This is a genomic window from Curtobacterium sp. MCBA15_016 (assembly GCF_001865105.1).
Taxonomy (GTDB): Bacteria; Actinomycetota; Actinomycetes; order Actinomycetales; family Microbacteriaceae; genus Curtobacterium.
The window spans coordinates 86,707-106,162 of record NZ_MJGR01000034.1 but is presented as its reverse complement, the minus strand read 5'-3'; the positions used below and the strand labels follow the sequence as shown (position 1 = coordinate 106,162).

The following is a 19,456-nucleotide window of genomic DNA, read 5'->3' as shown; positions in this document are numbered from 1 at the left end:
GCCAATGCTCCGATCGGAGCAGTCCCTCAGTCTAGCCGACCGAGGTGCGACGGCGCTACTCGCCGACGCGGTTCCGGGTGCGCATGGCCCGCTCGGCCTCGCGCTTGTCCGTCTTCTCGCGCAGGGCCTGGCGCTTGTCGAACTCCCGCTTGCCCTTCGCGACCGCGATCTCCACCTTGGCCCGGCCGTCGTGGAAGTAGATCTGCAGCGGCACGAGGGTGTAGCCGCCCTGCGCCGTCTTGTGCGAGATCTTCACGATCTGCTGCTTGTGGAGGAGCAGCTTCCGCTTGCGCCGGGGAGCGTGGTTGTTCCACGTGCCCTCGGTGTACTCGGGGATGTGCACGGCGTCGAGCCAGGCTTCGCCGCCGTCGATGAAGGCGTACCCGTCGACGAGCGAGGCGCGCCCTTCGCGGAGGGACTTCACCTCGGTGCCGGACAACACCATGCCGGCCTCGTACGTGTCCTCGATCAGGTAGTCGTGACGCGCGCGACGGTTCGTCGCCACGATCTTCTCGCCGCGTTCCTTCGCCATGCGTGTCTCCTTCCGTGCGGTCGCTGCGGATGCGCAGCCCTACAGACTACCCAACGCGCGGCACCCACCGCACCTTCCCGGCGCGCCGCCCGGTGCCGGACACCGGCCGGGCGTCAGACCTTCAGGTAGCGGCGGATCGCGACGAAGGCGGAGAGTCCCGCCAGCACGATGCCGATCACGATCACCAACGGCACCACGACGGCCGCGTCCCCCATGCCGATGAACGCCGTGCCCGAGAACCGCTGCGCGAGGTAGTTCCGCACGAAGAACCAGACCACCGCAGTGATCGCGCCACCGGCCAGGACGGCCCCGATGGCAGCGGCGATCACCCCCTCGAGCACGAAGGGTGTCTGGATGAACCGGTTCGACGCCCCCACCAGGCGCATGATGCCGAGCTCTCGCCGTCGACTGAACGCGGACAACCGGATGGTCGTCGCGATGAGCAGCACGGCGGCGACGAGCATGAGCGCCGCGATGCCGATCGCCGTGTACGACGAGGCGTTGAGCAGGTTGAAGATCGGTTGCAGGTACCCGCGCTGGTCGACCACGCTCTGCACGCCGGCGACCTTCGACAGGCTCTCGACGAGGACGTCCGCCTGGGACGGGTTCTTCAGGTTCACCCAGAACGTCTCGTTGAGGTACTCGGGCTTGACGAACTCCGTCGCGGGCGAGTCCTTGAACTGCTGCTTGAACCGGTCGTACGCCTGGTCCTGGTCCTCGTAGTACGTCTTCTCGATGTACGGCTTGAGGGTCGACGAGTCGAGCTGCTCCTGGACCTGCTTGCGCTGGTCGTCGGTGGCCTTGGCGCCCGTGCAGTTACCCGTGGTGTCGGTGTCGGTGCAGAGGTAGACCGCGACCTGCGCCCGGTCGTACCAGTACCCCTTCATCTGGTTGATCTGCATCTGGAGCAGGATCGCGGTGCCGACGAAGGTGAGCGAGATGAAGGTCACGAGGACGACGGACACGACCATGGACGCGTTGCGCCGCAGGCCCGAGCCGACCTCGGACATGACGAGCCCGAGCCTCATCGGATGATCCCCGGGATGGTCTGGATGCCGGTGGTGTTCGAGACGCCCGCGCGCTGGATCGGCACGGCCTGGGTCTGGTAGCCGCCGGACTGCTCGTCGCGCAGGATCGTCCCGTTCGAGAGCTCGATGACGCGACGCTGCATCTGGTTGACGATGCTGGCGTCGTGGGTCGCCATGAGCACGGTGGTGCCTCCCTGGTTGATGCGTTCGAGGAGCGCCATGATGCCGGCCGAGGTCGTCGGGTCGAGGTTGCCGGTGGGCTCGTCGGCGAGGAGGATCGCCGGCTTGTTGACGACGGCGCGGGCGATCGCCACGCGCTGCTGCTCACCACCGGAGAGTTCGTGCGGCATGCGCGTCGCCTTGCCGGCGAGACCCACGAGCTTCAGCACGTCGGTGACGGCCTCGCTGATGAAGCCCTTGCTCTTGCCGATCACCTGCAGCGAGAACGCGACGTTGTCGAAGACGTTCTTGTTCGGCAGGAGCCGGAAGTCCTGGAAGACCACGCCGAGGTTGCGGCGGAAGTACGGGACCTTGCGCGACGACAGGGCGCCGAGCCGCTGCCCGAGCACGTGGATCTGCCCGCGCGACGGCTTCTCCTCCTTCAGCACGAGGCGGAGGAAGCTGGACTTGCCGGACCCGGACGCGCCCACGAGGAAGACGAACTCCCCCTTGAGGATCTCGAGGGAGATGGCGTCGAGGGCGGGGCTCGGGTTGCCCGAGTACACCTTGGTGACCTGGTCGAATTTGATCATGACCGGATCAGGGTAGGTCGCGTCGCCCGGAAATCAACCGAGGCGCGCGGCTCAGGAATCGTCGGATTGTTTGCGCCAGCGGATGCCCGCGTTGATGAACCCGTCGAGGTCACCGTCGAACACGGCTGAGGGGTTGTTCACCTCGTGCTCGCTCCGCAGGTCCTTGACCATCTGGTACGGCGCCAGCACGTACGAGCGGATCTGGTCGCCCCAGCTCGCCGTGATGTTGCCGGCCAGTTCCTTCTTCTTCGCGTTCTCCTCTTCCTTCTTGAGGAGCAGGAGGCGCGACTGCAGCACGCGCATGGCGGCGGCACGGTTCTGGATCTGGGACTTCTCGTTCTGCATCGAGACGACCGTGCCGGTCGGGATGTGGGTCAGGCGGACCGCGGAGTCCGTCGTGTTGACCGACTGCCCACCGGGGCCCGACGAGCGGAACACGTCGACGCGGATGTCGTTCTCGGGGATGTCGATCGACTCGGTCTCCGGCATGAGCGGGATGACCTCGACCGCGGCGAACGACGTCTGCCGCTTGCCCGCGGCGCCGAAGGGCGACATCCGGACGAGGCGGTGCGTGCCGGCCTCGACCGACAGGGTGCCGAAGGCGTGGGGGGCGTCGACCTCGAACGTCGCGGACTTGATGCCCGCTTCTTCCGCGTAGGACGTGTCCATCACGGTGGTCTTGTAGCCGTGCTGCTCCGAGTAGCGGAGGTACATGCGCAGCAGCATCTCGGCGAAGTCCGCGGCGTCGACACCACCGGCACCGGCACGGATCGTGATGACCGCGGGTCGGTCGTCGTACTCGCCGTCGAGGAGCGTCTGCACCTCGAGGTCGCCCATCGTCTTCTGGATCGCCTTGAGCTCGGCGGCAGCTTCGTCGGCGGAGTCCTGGTCGTCGGCCTCGTTCGCCATCTCGACCAACACCTCGAGGTCGTCGATGCGGCGCTCGGTGTCGGTGATCTTCTTCAGCTCCGACTGCCGGTGCGAGAGCGCGCTCGTCACCTGCTGCGCGTGCTCGACGTCGTCCCAGAGGTCCTGGGCCCCGGCCTGCTCGCTGAGGTCGGCGATCTCACGCTGCAGGCGGTCGACGTCGACCACCGAGCGGATGTTGCCGAAGGTCTCGCGGAGGGCGGAGAGCTGCTCGGTGAAGTCCAGTTCGACCATGATCACCGATCCTACCGGTGCTTCCCAGCCCCGGAGGCGCGGCTCGGCCCCCGTGGACCGGTCAGCGTCCCAGGAGCGGTTCCCTCGACGCCATCCCCGCGGCTCCGGCGCGCGCCACCGCGTCCGGCAGCGCGGCGAGGAACGCGTCGACGTCGGCGTCGGTCGTGGTGTGCCCGAGCGTGATCCGGAGCGCACCGCGGGCGTCCTGCTCCGACAGCCCCATGGCGAGCAGGACGTGCGAGGCCTCGGGCACGCCGGCCTGGCACGCCGAACCGGTCGACACCGCGACCCCGGCGGCGTCGAGCAGGAAGAGCAGCGAGTCCCCCTCGCAGCCCGGGAACGTGAAGTGCGCGTTGCCGGGAAGCCGGTCGACCGGGTCCCCCATCAGCACCGCGGTGGGCACCGCTGCCCGGACCCCGGCGACGAGCCGGTCCCGCAGTGCCCGGACGTCCGCGTGCGGCATGGAGGCCGCGACCCCGAAGGCCGCCGCTGCCGGGGCGTCCTGCGTCCCGCTCCGCACCTGGCGCTGCTGCCCGCCCCCGTGGATGAGCGGCTCGACGCTCGCACGACGGCCGAGCACGAGCGCACCGATGCCGACCGGGCCGCCGATCTTGTGCGCCGACACGCTCAACGCGTCGAGCCCGGAGGCGGCGAACGACACCGGTACCTGGCCGTACGCGGCGACCGCGTCGCTGTGGACGGGCACGCCCGCGGCGTGCGCGAGCTCGACGATCCGCGACACCGGCGCGATCGTGCCGACCTCGTTGTTCGCCCACAGGAACGTGACCAGGGCGACGTCCGAGGCGTCGGCGAGCCGCGCCTCCAGGGCAACCAGGTCGACGCGACCCTGCGCGTCCAACGGGACCACGTCGACGACCGCGCCCTCGTGGCGCTCGAGCCACTCGACGGTGTCGACCGTCGCGTGGTGCTCCCCACCGGGGACGACGATGCGCGGGCGCGGACGGTCCTGCTGCCGCGCCCAGAACATGCCCTTCACGGCGAGGTTGATGCTCTCGGTGCCGCCGGAGGTGAAGACGACTTCGACCGGGTCGGCGTCGAGCGAGGCGGCGACGGCGGCGCGGCCGTCCTCGAGCAGCATCTTCGCCTGCTGCCCCGCGCTGTGGATCGACGACGGGTTGCCGACGGTGCCGAGCGCGGCGGTGAACGCGGCGAGCGCCTCCGGCAGGATCGGCGTCGTCGCGGCGTGGTCGAGGTAGACCGGCATCTGCACCCCCTGAACGAGCGTTTCCAGGATACTCGTCGGTCCTCGTACCCTTGGTGCCATGCACGAGACGGCGATCGACGAGACCCCGGGGTTCCTCCTGACCGCCGACGTCCCGCGGTTCTCGGTGCGGTCGGCGACGGCGACGGCCGTGTCGGTCGTGGTCGACGGCCGCGGCACGTTCCCGCTGACGCGGTCCGGCGACGTCTGGGCGGGTGCCGTGCCGGGAGTCGAACCCGGGGACACGTACCACCTGCTCGTGGACGGTCCCGCCGGTCCGCGCGACGAGTTCGACGCGGAGCGTCCGCTGCTCGACCCGTACGCCCGAGGGATCGTGCGCGGCACCGGACCACGCTGGACGGGTGTCGTGGTCGACGACGCGTTCGACTGGGGCGGGGTGGTCAAGCCGACGACGCCGCTCGACCGGGTCGTCGTCTACGAGGCGAACGTCCGGACCCTGACCGCCACGAACCCGGCCGTCCCGGAGGACCTCCGCGGCACGTACGCCGGCGTCGCCCACGAGAGCACCATCGCGCACCTGCACCGGATCGGCGTGACCACGCTCGAGCTGCTGCCCGTGCACGCCTTCGACACCGAACGGTGGCTGCGGGACGCCGGACGCGAGAACGCCTGGGGCTACAACACGCTCGGGTTCTTCGCGCCGCACGCCGCCCACGCCTCCCCCGGCGCGCGGGCCGAGGGTGCCTCCGCGGTGCTGCGCGAGTTCAAGGGCATGGTCCGGCTCCTGCACGCCGCCGGTATCCAGGTCGTCCTCGACGTCGTCTACAACCACACCGCAGAAGAGGGCCTCGGCGGCCCGACGACCTCGCTCCGGGGCATCGACGGGGCGAACCGCTACCGGTGGACCGCCGACGGCGCCTCGTACTACGACACCACCGGCTGCGGGAACACCCTCGACACCTCGGTCGAGGCCACGGCCGACCTCATCGTCGACAGCCTGCGCTACTGGGCGCGCGAGGTGCAGGTCGACGGGTTCCGGTTCGACCTGATGGCGGCGCTCGGCCGCGACGCCGACCACGTGTTCGACCCGTCGCACCCGCTGCTCGAGCGGATCCGGAACCACCCGGACCTGCAGGACACCCTGGTCATCGCCGAACCGTGGGACGTCGGACCGGACGGGTGGAAGACGGGCTCGTTCGGCGCGCGCACGAGCGAGTGGAACGACGGCTTCCGGAACACCGTGCGGCAGTTCTGGCTCACCGACATCGCCGAGGAGCGACGCCACGGCGCCCCCGCGACCGGCATCGGCGCGCTCGCCGGGGCCCTGACCGGCTCGCGCCACCTCTTCGACACGGCACGCGGGCCGCTCGCCGGCATCAACTTCGTCACCGCCCACGACGGCTTCACCCTGCTCGACCTGGTGTCGTACGACGGCAAGCACAACGAGGCGAACGGCGAGGAGAACCGCGACGGCTCGAACGACAACCGCTCGTTCAACCACGGCATCGAGGGCGACACCGCCGACCGCGGCGTGCGGGCGGCGCGGGGCCGATCGATGCGGAACCTCGTCGCGACGCTCATGCTCTCCGCGGGCGTGCCGATGCTCACCGCCGGCGACGAGCGGAGCCGGACGCAGCACGGCAACAACAACGCCTACGTGGTGTCCGAGGACCTCACCCCGGTCGACTGGTCGGACGACGAGGACGCCGAGGCGATGACCGAGGCCGTCTCGGCACTCGCACGGCTCCGCGCCGCGCACCCCGCGCTCCGGCCGACCCGGTTCGGCGTCGAGGGGCAGGAGACGCCCGGCGCGTCCCGGATGTCCTGGTACGGGCCCGACGGCCACCCGATGACGGCCGAAGGGTGGGACCAGCCGATCCACCGCGCGCTGCAGTACTTCGTCGAGTCGACGCCGGAGCACGAGCCGTTCGACCGCGTCCTCGTGGTGGTGCACGGCAGCGGGCGCACGCGGGACATGACGCTGCCCGTGCGCGAGGACGTGCTCGGGTACCGGCTCGCCTGGTCCAGCGAGAAGCACCGCGACCACGAGCGGCTCCGGCCCGCGGGTCAGGTCTTCACGGCGTACGGGCCGGGCATCCACGTGTTCGAGATCGCCTGACGGCGGCCCGTCCAGGAGGCGCGGGTCGGCTCCGGCACGACGGTCGCGCGGTGCTCCTCCACAGCGCCACGGCGCGCCCGGGTCTCCACGGACGGCACGTTCCGGGGAACGCGGAGGCGCTCGCCGGGTAGCGTCGGCTCCGTGGCCACTGCAGACCGACCCCGCCGACCGAAGATCGGGCGCATCCCGATCACCGAGCTCGCCCCCACGACGCCCAACGGGTTCCCCGGCAAGGCGTTCGACGGCGAGGTGATCACGTTCGGTGCGACCGTCTTCCGCGAAGGGCACGGGATCATCGGCGCCGACCTCGTCCTCGAACGACCGGACGGCGGCACCAGGACGGTCCCGATGGTGCTCGTCGCCCCGGGCACCGACCGCTACGAGGCGACCGTCCAGGTCGACCACACCGGTGTGTGGACGTGGCACGTCGAGTCCTACGCCGACGACTGGTCGTCCTGGCTGCACGGCGCCCGCCTGAAGATCGCCGCGGGCGTCGACACCGAGGCCACCCTGCTCGACGGGGCGGCGCTCCTCGACCGACTCGCCGACGAGACCGACTCCCCCGCCGCCACGCGTGCGGCGGCGCGCATCCGCGACACCGACCTCGACCCGGCCGAACGACTCGCCGCCGTCGACGACCCGCGCATCACGGGCGAGGTCGAAGAAGCGCCGCTCACCTCGCTCCGGACGCACTCGCCCACGCAGTTGCTCGACGTCGAGCGCACCCGCGCCGGTGTCGGCGCCTGGTACGAGTTCTTCCCCCGCAGCGAAGGCGCGAAGAAGAACCCCGACGGCTCGTGGAAGAGCGGCGACTTCCGCACCGCGGCACGACGGCTCCCGGGCGTCGCGCGCATGGGCTTCGACGTGGTGTACCTCCCGCCGATCCACCCCATCGGCACGACCGCGCGCAAGGGTCCGAACAACACGCTCACCCCCGGGCCGCACGACCCCGGCAGCCCGTGGGCCATCGGCGGCCCCGACGGCGGGCACGACGCCATCCACCCGGACCTCGGCACCGAGGACGACTTCCGCGACTTCGTCGAGACGGCGAAGAACACCGGGATGGAGGTCGCGCTCGACTTCGCTCTGCAGTGCTCGCCCGACCACCCCTGGGTCACCGAGCACCCCGAGTGGTTCACGGTCCGCGCGGACGGCTCCATCGCCACGGCCGAGAACCCGCCGAAGCGCTACCAGGACATCTACCCGATCCAGTTCGACACCGACCCCGAAGGGCTCGTCGCCGAGGTCCTGCGGGTCCTGCGCCACTGGATCGCCCTCGGCATCCGGATCTTCCGCGTGGACAACCCGCACACCAAGCCGCTCTGGTTCTGGGAACGGGTCATCCGCGAGATCCGCGACGAGCACCCCGACACGGTGTTCCTCGCCGAGGCGTTCACGCGCCCGGCGATGATGCGCGCCCTCGCCGAGGTCGGGTTCCAGCAGTCGTACTCGTACTTCACGTGGCGGAACTCGAAGGACGAGATCGCCGACTACTTCGACGAGCTCTCGCACGAGACGAGCGCGTACCTGCGTCCGAACCTGTTCGTGAACACGCCCGACATCCTCACCGAGTACCTGCAGTTCGGCGGCCGCGCCGGGTACAAGATCCGTGCGGCGCTCGCGGCCACCGGTGCGCCGACGTGGGGCATGTACTCCGGGTACGAGCTGTTCGAGGACGTCGCACGCCCCGGCTCGGAAGAGAACATCGACAACGAGAAGTACGAGTACAAGCCGCGTGACTTCGCCCTGGCCGAGGCCGAGGGTGCGAGCCTGGCGCCGTACGTGACGATGCTCAACCGCTTCCGGCAGGCGCACCCGGCGCTCCGCCAGCTCCGGAACCTGCACGTGCACGACGCCGAGGACCCGGCGATCGTCGTGTACTCCAAGCACCTGCCCGGACGGTTCATCCGCTCCGGGCGCGACGACACCGTGATCGTCGTTGCGAACGTCGACCCCCACTCGGCCCGTGAGACCACGGTCCACCTCGACCTCGCCGCCCTCGGCCTCGACCCGGAGCAGGCGTTCGACGTCCGCGACGTCGTGACCGGCCAGCGCTGGGTCTGGGGATCGTCGAACTACGTCCGCCTGGACGCGTTCCAGGAACCCGTGCACCTGCTCGTCGTGGAGGGACCCCACCGATGACCGACACCCACCCCGAGGACGACGCACCGACGGCAGCGCCGAACGACCGGGGGCAGGGGCCGAGCGTTCCGCCGGTGCCGCCGCCCCCGCCGCCCGTGCTGCCCCGCCGCATGCCGGCCGACACCCCGCGCCCGACGCACCCGGCGCAGCACGTCGCACCGGAGACGCCGGCAGCCGGAGGACTGCGTCCGTCGGCATCGCCGGAGCCTGCGACCCCCCGCTACGAGCCGCGTGTCTCGGCGCCCGGCGAGGACCTGCCGGGTGCACCCCCGGCCCGACGGGAAGCGCCGGACCGCGACGTCGCCGAGTCGGCCACGCTCGCCGGACACGCGTCCGACGCGGCCCACCCGCGCCACGTCACGGTCGAGGCGGTCGAGTCCGTCGAGCGGTCCGCGGCCGCCGGTGACGGCACAGGAGGCGCGACCGGCGTCACGACGTCGGCCGACGCGGGCGACACGGACGGCCCCGGCGACGGGGCGGACGCGCCGACCAGCGAAGGCGGCAGCCCGCTCGCCGCGACGAGCGAGGCGGGGTCGACCCGCGCCTCCCGTCCGACCGACACCACGCCGGAGACGACCGGCCCGCGTCCCGCCCCCGTCGAGGAGTGGCTCCGCCAGCAGGTCGCCGAGGCCCGCTGGTCCCAGCCCCACGACGTCCTCGGACCGCACCCCGTCGACGGCGGCACGAGCGTCCGGGTTGTCCGCCACCTCGCGACCGCCGTGCGGATCGTCCGACCGGACGGTGACGACGTCGAGCTCACGCACGAGGGCGACGGCCTCTGGGCCGGCGCGACCCCCGGCGAGCTCGGACGGTACCGGGTCGAGGCCGACTACGACCCGGACCCGTCGACCGACAGCGACGACATCACCTGGACGACCGACGACGCGTACCGGTTCCCCCCGACGATCGGCGAGCTCGACCTGCACCTCTTCGGCGAGGGCCGTGACGAGCAGCTGTGGCACCACCTCGGCGCGCACGTCACCACGGTCGACGGCGTGGACGGCGTCTCGTTCACGCTCTGGGCCCCGCGGGCGACCGCAGCCCGGGTGATCGGTGACTTCGAGGGCTGGGAAGGCCGCACCACCGCGATGCGTCGCCTGACCGACCTCGGTGTCTGGGAGCTGTTCTGGCCCGGCGCCCTCGTCGGTCAGCGGTACAAGTTCCAGCTCCTCACCGACTCCGGCTGGGTGGAGCGGGCCGACCCGTTCGCCCGCCGGACCGAGGTCCCGCCGCTGACCGCCTCCGTGATCGACGAGTCGCACCACGAGTGGTCCGACGGCGACGCGCAGTGGATGGAGCACCGGGCACGGACGACCACGCACGACCGTCCGATGAGCGTCTACGAGGTCCACCTCGGTTCGTGGCGTCCGGGGCTGTCCTACCGCGAGGTCGCCGACCAGCTCATCGGCCACGTCCAGTACACGGGCTTCACCCACGTGCAGTTCCTGCCGCTCGCCGAGCACCCCTTCGGCGGATCGTGGGGCTACCAGGTCACGGGCTACTACGCCCCGACGGCCCGGTTCGGCTCCCCCGACGACCTCCGGTACCTCGTCGACCGGCTGCACTCCGCCGGCATCGGCGTGATCATGGACTGGGTCCCCGGGCACTTCCCGAAGGACGAGTGGGCCCTGGCGAAGTTCGACGGCTACGCGCTGTTCGAGCACCCGGACCCCCGCCGTGGCGAGCAGCTCGACTGGGGCACGTACGTGTTCGACTTCGGGCAGCCGCAGGTCCGCAACTTCCTCGTCGCGAACGCGCTCTACTGGCTCGAGGAGTTCCACATCGACGGGCTCCGCGTGGACGCCGTCGCCTCGATGCTCTACCTCGACTACTCGCGCACCGAGTGGCTGCCGAACATCCACGGCGGACGCGAGAACCTCGAGGCGATCTCCTTCCTGCAGGAGACGAACGCCACCGCGTACAAGCGCTACCCGGGCATCGTGATGATCGCCGAGGAGAGCACCTCGTGGCCGGGCGTCACGCAGCCGACCAGCGCGGGCGGGCTCGGGTTCGGCCAGAAGTGGAACATGGGCTGGATGCACGACACCCTGCAGTACATCGAGCGCGACCCGGCGTACCGCAGCTACCACCACGACGAGATCACGTTCTCGTTCGTGTACGCGTTCAGCGAGCAGTTCACCCTGCCGATCAGCCACGACGAGGTCGTGCACGGCAAGGGATCGCTCTACGGCAAGATGCCCGGCGACGAGTGGCAGAAGCTCGCGAACGTGCGGGCGTACCTCGCGTTCATGTGGGCGCACCCCGGCAAGCAGCTGCTCTTCATGGGGCAGGAGTTCGCCCAGCCCAGCGAGTGGTCCGAGGCGCGCGGGCTGGACTGGTGGCTCCTCGACGACCCGGGGCACCGCGGTGTGCAGGACCTCGTGTCCTCGCTCAACCGGGTGTACCGCGAGACGCCGGCGCTCTGGACGCACGACGCCACGGCCGACGGCTTCGAGTGGATCGAGGGTGGCGACGCACCGCACTCGACGCTCGGGTTCCTGCGGAAGGACGGCGACGACCGGCTCGCGGTCTTCGTGAACTTCTCCGGCGTGCCGGTCGAGCGACGCTTCGGGTTGCCGGCGGCCGGTGCCTGGCACGAGGTCCTCAACACCGATGCCGCGGAGTACGGCGGGTCGGGCGTGGGCAACCTCGGCGTGGTCACGGCCGAGGACACCCCGTGGGCGGGGCGTCCGGCGTCCGCGCACCTCGTGGTGCCGCCGCTCGGCGCGGTCTGGCTGAAGCTGGCGCGCTAGCCCCGCGCACGCGACGGACGGGAGGCGCGGTGCTCGCTGGCACCGTGCCTCCCGTCCGTTTCGTGGTCGCGTCCCGGACGCGACCACGACCGCGGTACAGAACCACGGTGTGGAACCACGAAACCGACGTCGAACCAGGGTGCGACCGTGGTTCGACGTCGGTTTCGTGGTTCGACGCCTGCGCCGGCGCGCCTGGCGCGTCAGGCGCGTCCCGCGCCGACGCGTCGGCGCTCAGTACAGCGCGCTCGCCAGACGCCGGCGCGCGGCGACCACGCGCGGGTCCTCGGTGCCGATCAGCTCGAAGTACTCGACGAGCCGCACGCGGAGCGCCTCGCGCTCGTCCCCGAACACCGTCGGGACGAGGTCGAGCAGCCGGCCGAACGCGTCGTCGACGTGCCCACCCGAGATGTCGAGGTCGGCGACCGCGAGCTGCGCCTGGACGTCGGAGGGCCCGGCGGCCGCAGCAGCCCGGATGTCGTCCGCGGTGCGGCCGTTCAGCCGGTCGAGCAGCGACACCTGTGCGAGCCCGGCGACGGCCATCTGGTCGTGCGGGTCCTGCGCGATCGCGGTCTTGTACTCCTGGATCGCGGTCGCGTAGTCGCCCTGCTCGATCGCGTCGTACGCGGCCTGGTGGTGCGGCGGCAGCGGCTCCGGCTCGGGCTCGCCCTGCTCGACGGCGTCGGCCGCGGCCGCTCCGTCGACCGTGACGCGGCCGGAGACACCGTTCTCGGCGGCTGCTGCGAGGACCTGCTCGTAGACATCGCGGACCTGCGCCTCGGGCAGCGCACCGACGAAGAGCCCGAGGGGGCGTCCGCCGATGAGCGCGGCCACGGTCGGGATCGACTGCGCCTGGAACGCCTGCACGAGCTGCGGGTTCGTGTCGGCGTCGACCTTGGCGAGCAGCACGCGGCCGTCGTACTCGGCGGTGAGCTGCTCGAGGATCGGCGAGAGCTGCTTGCACGGCCCGCACCACTCGGCCCAGATGTCGACGATCACGGGGACGATCGTGGAGAGCTGCAGGACGTCCTGGAAGGTCTGGTCGGTGACGTCGAGGACGAGCGACGGGACGGTCAGGTCGGCACCGGTCTCGCTGCCGGGAGCACCGGCGGCGACGCCGGACCCGGGGCCGCCGGTAGCGGCACCGCCGGGCTGGGGCGGCCGCTGGGCGCGGTCCACCAGGGACGACAGGTCGACGGCTCCGCGGAGACCGGACGGGGTCGGGGGGACGTTGGTCATTGCACCTCACTCGCTGCTGTCAGGCCCTGCGTGAACCCGAGCAGGACCACTTTGTCATCGGTGCCCACCGGGGGCACGTAGAAGAGCAGCTGCACGCCGTAGGTCGCGCTGATGCCCTTCGTGCTGGAGTCGACACCGGAGAGCGCCTTCACAGCACCCTCGGTGTTCACCTCGGCGCCGGCCGCGGTCGGCGTGACCTTCTCGACCTCGTTCAGGTCGGCGGACACGAGCGCTCCGGCGCCGTCCGTCGCGATCGCCACGGCGCTGTCGTCGGGGACCTCGGACGAGTACTCGATCTTCGCGGTGTCCGGCAGCGACTCGGACTTCTTGTCCTTGTAGGCCTTGCCGATGGTCGACCGGAGGCCGTCGCCGTCCGCCTGGAACAGCGACGCGTACGAGCTGTCCTTGTCCTTCGAGAGGATGTCGCCGTACGCCTTCGCGATCTCGTCGGGTGCGATGGCGAGCAGCTTCGTGTTCGACGCGAGCAGGGCGGCACCGATCGACGTGGGCGCGAGGCTCGGGATCTTCGCCGCGGCCTCGAGCGAGACGTCGTAGGCGACCTTGTAGTCGTCGCGGGCGGAGTCCTGCACGAGCGTCAGCGCCTGCGGGGCCGACTTCGCGTCGCAGTCCTCGGCGACGACCGCGAACACGGTGCGCGGCCACGAGTCGGTCTGCTGCGGCAGCGCCACGCACACCTGCTCCCCCGAGATCGTCGGCGGGGCGTCGACGTCCGAGTCCTTGCCGCGGATCGTGTAGTTCGCCGCGCGCAGGTCGAGGGCCGCACCGGTGAAGCGCTGCTCGGCGAGCTTCGCGTCGCGAGCGTCGTCGGCACGCTTCGCCACGTACGCGACCCGCTGGACGATCCGGGTGATCTGCTGCTTGGTGGCGGCGGTCGGCTCGGTCTGCGCAGCCGTCCCGGTCGCCGTCGCGGTGGGCGTCGGGCTGGCCGCGGACGCCCCCTGCGGCCAGTAGTCGGACGAACAGCCAGCGAGACCGAGGGCCCCGACGAGCAGGACCGGGATCGCCACGAACGCCCGGCGGCCACGACGACCGCGGACCGGTACCTGGGCGCCGGCGGCCGCGGCACGGCGCGAGGCACGCACGCGCGGCGGACGGGAGCCCCCGCTGCGGCGGCGGGGTCCGCGACCACGACGCTGGTGCACGAACGCCCAGACGAGCAGGACGATGCCTCCGACCAGGAACACGCCACCGGCGACGAGGAGCGGACCGACCGACGGCGTCGCGGTGTCGCGCGGCCACGTGACCGAGACGTCGCTCGGGGCCGCGGCCGTGCCGTCGCCGACGATGATCACGCTGACGTCCTCGGGCAGACGGACCGTGAACTGTCCGGCACTGTCGTACTCCTGGTACCAGAGGTCGCTTCCCGCGGGGTCCGGCACGGTGGACTCGGACCCGGTCGTGCGGCCGACGAGCTTCGCCTGCTCGGCGTCGAACCGCATCGTCGTGTGCTTCGCGTCGCCGATCCAGGCGTCGACGTCGCTCGTCTTGCCGTAGGCCGCGAACACCTTGCCCGAGCCGGAGACGTTGATGCGCTGGTAGCCGGGGTTGGCGTTGAGCGTCGACCCCGGGATCACGGTCACCGGGGCGGAACTCTTCGAGGACGATGCCGCGACGAGCGACGACGGTGGCTCGAACACGGTCCGCTGGCCGACCGCGAGGGCGACGAGCAGCAGCCCGATGACGAAACTGACGATCGCCAGGACGAATCGCACGGATCTTCTCCCTACCGCGCCGGGGTGGGGGTGTCGGCGCGCGAATCAGCGCTCCAGGATAGCGAGGGAGTCTGGACGGCGCATCCCCCACCGCTGTCCGCGGTCACAGCCCACCGTCTCCGCACGCCACTACAATCGTGCCGGGCCTTCCCTGTGCCCTCCGCCGAGCACCCAGGAGCGAACACGTGGCGAACGACGAGGCAGAGTTCGGGACCGAGCTGCGCGGGTACCGCCGCGAAGACGTGGACCGCTCGCTGAACGATCTGCGCCGCGAGCTCATCAAGTCGAACAACGACCGGGCCGACGCCGCGAAGGAGATCCGCCTCCTGCAGGCGCGCGTCTCCGAGCTGCAGGGCGAGCTCGACGAGGCCGGCACCCCCACGTACAGCGGACTCGGCACCCGTCTCGAGTCGACCCTCCGCGTCGCCGAGGAACAGTCGACGCGGCTCATCAGCCAGGCCGACATCGACGCGCAGCGACTCCGTGCCTCGAGCCGTGCCGAGGCCGACCGCACCCTGCGCGAGGCGCAGGACGAAGCCCGTGACACGCTCGAGGACGCCCGCACCCGGTCGACGAACGAGCTCACCCGTGCCCGCGCCGAGTCGGCCGACACCGTCGAACGTGCCCGCGCCGAGGCCGGGCTCCTGACGCAGGACGCCCGCAACGAGGCCGCCGCGATCCGCGGTGCCGCCGTGACCGAGGCGGCCGAGGTCCGCTCGGTCGCGATCCGCGAGACGAACGCGCTGCGCGCCCAGGTCGAGCACGAGGTCGCCGAGCTCCGTGAGATCACCCAGCGCGAGTCCGCCGAGGCCCGTCGCGCCGCCGCCGACCTCGACCGCGAGACCGAGCACCGCCGCAGCGTGTTCGAGGCCGACCACGCCCGCCGTGTCGAGGACCTCGACCGCGACGAGACCACCCGCCGCGACGCACTCGAGCGCGAGATCGCCGAGGGTCGCGCCGCCTGGCACCGCGAACGCGACGACGAGCAGCAGGCCCACGCGCTCGAGCTCGAGACCGGACGCGCCGACCTCGCCGCCGAGGTGGACCGCCGTCGCGCCGACCTCGACACCGAGCTCGCCGACCGCCGCCGTGTCCTCGACGAGGAACTCGCGGCCGCCCGCGCCGAGTGGGACCGCGAACTCGCCTCGGCCCGCGCCGCGCTCGAGCAGGAGATCGAGGCCGCACGCGCCCAGCTCCGCGTCGACGAGGAGCAGACCCGCACCGAGAACGCCCGGCTGGTGCAGGAGACCGCGGACCGCATCGCCCGCGAACTCGACGAGCACGCGACGCGCATCGAGCGGGAGCGCGCCGAGGCCGAGGCGACCGCGGAACGCGCCGCCCGCGAGCACGAGAACGAACTCGCCGCCCGCCGCGAACGCGAACACGCCGAGGTCGACACCGAGATCGCCGACCGCCGCACCGCCGAGCTCGGCACGCTCGAAGCCGAGCGCACGGCGCTCCGGCAGGAGATCGACACGGCCCGTGCCGACCTCACCCGCGAGCGCGACGAGGTCCGTGCCGAGATCGCCCGCGAACGCGACGAGGCCCGCACGACCCTCGAGTCGGAACTCGCCGCCCGACGCGACGACGCCGAGCAGGACTACCTGCAGAAGCACCACGACACCGTCACCGAGACGCAGAAGTACCTCGACGAGGCGAACCTGCAGCTCGCCGAGGCGACGCGCCGCGCGACCGAGGCACGCGAACGGGCCGAGCGCCTCCAGCAGGAGGCCGACGACCTCGAGCGCTCCAGCACCTCGGACGCGCAGGAGCACGCGCGCACGATCGTCGCGGACGCCCAGGACCGCGTGCACAAGATGATCGCCGACGCCGAGGAGCGCACCGCCGGCATCATCGCCGAGTCCGAGGACCGCCTCGCGGCCATCCGGACCGAACGCGACGCCGTCGCCGGCTACCTCGAGAACCTCCGCGGGGTCCTGACCAACGCGACCGGCCTGCTCGGCACGGCACCGTCGGTCGACGCCGCGGAGCCGGCCGAGCTCGTGATCGAGCCCGACGACGAGTCGGTCACCGACGACGCGACGGTCACCGACGACGAGGACGCGACCACGCGCTGAGCGTCGGCCGGTCCAGGGGGCGCGACCCGCGCCTCCCGGACCGGCCCGCGTCATCGACGCGACCCGTTCCCCGCGACACTGCCCGTCCGTCAGTCGGCGACGTGCGTCGGCAGCGGTGCACTGCCCGGCACGACGACGTCCGCGATCGCGTCGAGCACGATCCGGACGTACTTCTCCCCCACCCAGAGGTGCTTCGCCCCCTCGACCGGGACGACACGGACGTTCGGCGCGATGGCGAACCGACGCGCCGCCTCGTCCGGCTGCAGGAAGTCGTCGTGCTCGGGGACGAGGGCCACGACGGGGACGGACACCTCCGCCCAGCGGGCGATCTCGTCGTCGGTGGCGCGGTGCAGTGGCGGCGAGAGCAGGACGACACCGGCGACCCGGCCGGCCTCGACGTGCTCGAGCGCATGCTTGAGGATCACCTCGGTGCCGAACGACCACCCGACGAGCCACGGTGTCGGCAGACCGCGGTGAACGACGTCCGTGACGGCGGCGCGCAGGTCGAACCCCTCGGAGACGCCGTCGCCGAAGACGCCCTCGGACGTGCCGCGCGGGGACGTCACCGAGCGGAAGTTGAACCGGAGCACCGCGATGTCCGCGAGGGCCGGGAGCCGGGCCGCCGCCTTCTTCAGCACGTGCGAGTCCATGAAACCGTGCGCGATCGGCAGCGGGTGCAGCGTGACGATCGTCCCGCGAGCAGCGTGCTCCAGCGGCTCGGCGAGCTCACCGACCAGGGTGAGGTGGTCGTCCGTGACGAGCTCGATGTCGGTGCGTCGGGCCGGCAGCTCGGTGTTCGACCGGATCTCGGTGGTCATGCGATGCTCCAGCAGTGGTTGTGCCAGTGGCGGCGGGACGCCAGATCGGCCTCGTCCCCGAGGACACCGTCGGCACGCCAGACGACGACGTGCGCCACGCCGGGCAGCACCGTGCCGCCGCAGCCCGGGCAGATGTACTCCTTCTGCGCCGACGCGGCGGAGATGGGCTGCACGAGGTACTCACGGCCGCGGCGCACCTCGGTGCGCTTCCACGAGCTCATCATCCGGTCGAGACCGGTCGGCTCGTCGTCCTGCTCGGGACCGCGGCCCCGAGGGCGTCGCGGCCGGTTGCTCCGCGGCACCTGCGTTCAGCCGATCAGTACCAGTTGTTCGCGACGCTGTGGCCCCAGGCACCGCACGGCGTGCCGTAGACGCCGGAGATGTAGTTGAGGCCCCAGGTGATCTGCGTCGCCGGGTTCGTCTGCCAGTCAGCGCCGGCCGTGGCCATCTTGCTGCCGGGGAGCGCCTGCGGGATGCCGTAGGCACCGCTCGGGTTGTACGCGTTCACGCGCCAGCCCGACTCCTTGTTCCAGAGCGAGACGAGGCAGTTGTACTGGTCGGTCCCCCAGCCGCGCGCGGCCACCATCTCCTGCGCGATGGCCTGGGCGCTGCCCGGGTCCGGCGTCGCAGCGGTCGCCGCGAGGGTGTTCGAGGCGCTCACCGAGGCGGTCTCGTCCGTGGCGGTGTCCGCGTCGGCATCCGTGGTGTCGGTCTCGGTCTTCGGCTTCTCGACGACCTTGGGCTTCGGGAGCGTCACGCCGTACGCGTCGCGGGAGACGTCGAACGCGGCGTAGGTGCCGTGCGCCGTGTACTCCTGCGGGGCCGCCGGCGCCTTGACGAGCACCGGAGCGGAGACCGCTGCCTGGGCCACGTCGGGCTGCAGCGGGTTGAACAGCGAACCGACGACGATGCCGGACACCGCGAAGAAGGACAGCACCGGCACTGCCGCACGCTTGCGCACGAAGGTGTTCATGCTCTGCGGGGACGACGACGGCTTCGCGGCTGCGGCGACGGCACGGGCACGACGCTGCTTGACGATGCGGGGGTCGGCGGGGGTGGCGGGCACCGCGTGGGCGACCGACGCCTGCGCGTCCGTCGTGTCCGACACGCGGTTCGCCGCGACCGACTTGGGGGCGACGGCCGGAGCGGTCGGCACCGATGCCGTGACCACCGTCGGGTTCGCCGGGAGGACCGAGTTCTCCGCCGTGCGGGTTCGGTTCAGTGCCGCGCGGCGCTCACCGGCGGCCGTGAGGCCGAGGTGCTCGCGGGTATCGCGGTCGGAGCTGATGTCTGCCGTGTGCCTGCCCATGAGTTCGACCAGGATAACGGAACGATCACGGAAAGCGAAGCACCCGCCACCAGCGCGTCGTCAGCGGACAGCGAGCATGACCTCGACGACGGCGTCGAGCAGCGCGTCGACCTGCGCTTCGCGGTAGCCGCCGTGCTTCGGTCGGAAGACGATCGAGCGGACCTCGGTCAGGCTGAGCGGCTTGCCGTCGCGGAAGTAGCCCTCGAGCCGCTTCGCGAAGGCGTCGACGTCCTTCGGGTGGTACCCGGTGCCGAGGAAGCTCACACGACCGAACCGCTGCCCGTCCGGACGCTCGAGACGCGCCACGACGTCGGAGGCCTTCGACCGGGCTTCGGCGTACCAGGCCTTCTGCCCGATGTCCGCGATCTCCCGCTCGCGCTCGCGAGCCGCGAAGGCGTCCTCGAGCCGTTCGAGTGCGGCGTCGACGTGTGCGGTGGAGTAGCCGCCCTTGCGCATCGAGAAGGCGGTGGCCCGGATCTTCGCGGCCTCGATCGCCGGAGCGGTGTCGTTCGCCGTGTAGGCGCGGCGGGCGTCCTCGAGGAAGCGCTCGACCTCGTCGACGTCGTATCCGAGGGCGGAGCGGTCTGCGTTCGGGAAGGTGGTGGCCACGGC

Annotated in this window: 15 protein-coding genes; 4 read left to right on the top strand and 11 right to left on the bottom strand. The window is 71.5% G+C overall.

The genetic code is table 11. The annotated features are described in order from the left end of the window. Positions 1–55: 55 nt before the first annotated feature. From smpB to BIV03_RS14295, 5 genes are all read right to left on the bottom strand, one after another. Entirely contained in the window at positions 56–532 is a 477-nt protein-coding gene (gene smpB / locus BIV03_RS14315) for an SsrA-binding protein SmpB (RefSeq protein ID WP_022907777.1), read from the bottom strand. A 113-nt stretch (positions 533–645) separates the two neighbouring features. Beyond that, positions 646–1,560, bottom strand: a complete 915-nt coding sequence (gene ftsX / locus BIV03_RS14310) for a permease-like cell division protein FtsX (protein WP_071296167.1) — start codon at positions 1,558–1,560, stop codon at positions 646–648. Beyond that, entirely contained in the window at positions 1,557–2,312 is a 756-nt protein-coding gene (gene ftsE / locus BIV03_RS14305; RefSeq protein ID WP_070416382.1) for a cell division ATP-binding protein FtsE, read from the bottom strand. Before ftsE ends, ftsX begins: the two co-directional genes overlap by 4 nt. A gap of 51 nt (positions 2,313–2,363) precedes the next feature. Continuing rightward, positions 2,364–3,473 carry a peptide chain release factor 2 gene (gene prfB / locus BIV03_RS14300; RefSeq protein WP_070419094.1) on the bottom strand — a complete coding sequence of 370 codons (1,110 nt, stop codon included), beginning with the start codon at positions 3,471–3,473 and terminating at the stop codon, positions 2,364–2,366. Between the two features lie 61 nt (positions 3,474–3,534). Beyond that, a complete protein-coding gene (locus BIV03_RS14295; RefSeq protein ID WP_071296337.1) occupies positions 3,535–4,698 on the bottom strand; it encodes a cysteine desulfurase family protein in 1,164 nt (387 codons plus the stop codon). A gap of 58 nt (positions 4,699–4,756) precedes the next feature. On the opposite strand from BIV03_RS14295, the gene BIV03_RS14290 reads away from it, so the two are divergent. From BIV03_RS14290 to glgB, 3 genes are all read left to right on the top strand, one after another. After that, a complete protein-coding gene (locus tag BIV03_RS14290; protein WP_071296166.1) occupies positions 4,757–6,775 on the top strand; it encodes a glycogen-debranching protein in 2,019 nt (672 codons plus the stop codon). 141 nt (positions 6,776–6,916) lie between these two features. Next, entirely contained in the window at positions 6,917–8,917 is a 2,001-nt protein-coding gene (locus BIV03_RS14285) for an alpha-1,4-glucan--maltose-1-phosphate maltosyltransferase (protein ID WP_175475877.1), read from the top strand. 182 nt (positions 8,918–9,099) lie between these two features. Next, positions 9,100–11,670 carry a 1,4-alpha-glucan branching protein GlgB gene (gene glgB, locus BIV03_RS14280; protein WP_071296335.1) on the top strand — a complete coding sequence of 857 codons (2,571 nt, stop codon included), beginning with the start codon at positions 9,100–9,102 and terminating at the stop codon, positions 11,668–11,670. Between the two features lie 231 nt (positions 11,671–11,901). On the opposite strand, the gene BIV03_RS14275 is transcribed toward glgB, so the two are convergent. Then, the gene (locus BIV03_RS14275) at positions 11,902–12,906 is read right to left on the bottom strand and encodes a tetratricopeptide repeat protein (protein ID WP_071296165.1); all 1,005 of its coding nucleotides are present in this window, start codon (positions 12,904–12,906) and stop codon (positions 11,902–11,904) included. Next, entirely contained in the window at positions 12,903–14,639 is a 1,737-nt protein-coding gene (locus BIV03_RS14270; protein ID WP_071296164.1) for a hypothetical protein, read from the bottom strand. Before BIV03_RS14270 ends, BIV03_RS14275 begins: the two co-directional genes overlap by 4 nt. 185 nt (positions 14,640–14,824) lie before the next feature. On the opposite strand from BIV03_RS14270, the gene BIV03_RS14265 reads away from it, so the two are divergent. Continuing rightward, positions 14,825–16,717, top strand: coding sequence for a hypothetical protein (locus BIV03_RS14265; protein WP_071296163.1), 1,893 nt, complete (start codon positions 14,825–14,827; stop codon positions 16,715–16,717). Positions 16,718–16,806: 89 nt separating this feature from the next. Here BIV03_RS14265 and BIV03_RS14260 read toward each other — a convergent pair whose 3' ends face one another. From BIV03_RS14260 to BIV03_RS14245, 4 genes are read right to left on the bottom strand one after another with little or no spacing between them, the layout of a single operon-like run. Continuing rightward, the gene (locus tag BIV03_RS14260; RefSeq protein WP_071296162.1) at positions 16,807–17,535 is read right to left on the bottom strand and encodes an alpha/beta hydrolase; all 729 of its coding nucleotides are present in this window, start codon (positions 17,533–17,535) and stop codon (positions 16,807–16,809) included. Beyond that, positions 17,532–17,837: a hypothetical protein gene (locus tag BIV03_RS14255; protein WP_070416388.1), complete on the bottom strand. Its 306-nt coding sequence runs from the start codon at positions 17,835–17,837 to the stop codon at positions 17,532–17,534. The genes BIV03_RS14260 and BIV03_RS14255 overlap by 4 nt, the downstream gene beginning before the upstream one ends. 14 nt (positions 17,838–17,851) lie before the next feature. Continuing rightward, entirely contained in the window at positions 17,852–18,844 is a 993-nt protein-coding gene (locus BIV03_RS20140) for a transglycosylase SLT domain-containing protein (RefSeq protein ID WP_254790907.1), read from the bottom strand. Positions 18,845–18,904: 60 nt separating this feature from the next. Further along, complete coding sequence (locus BIV03_RS14245) at positions 18,905–19,453, bottom strand: DivIVA domain-containing protein (RefSeq protein ID WP_070419098.1); 549 nt, start codon at positions 19,451–19,453, stop codon at positions 18,905–18,907. Between the last annotated feature and the right edge of the window lie 3 nt (positions 19,454–19,456).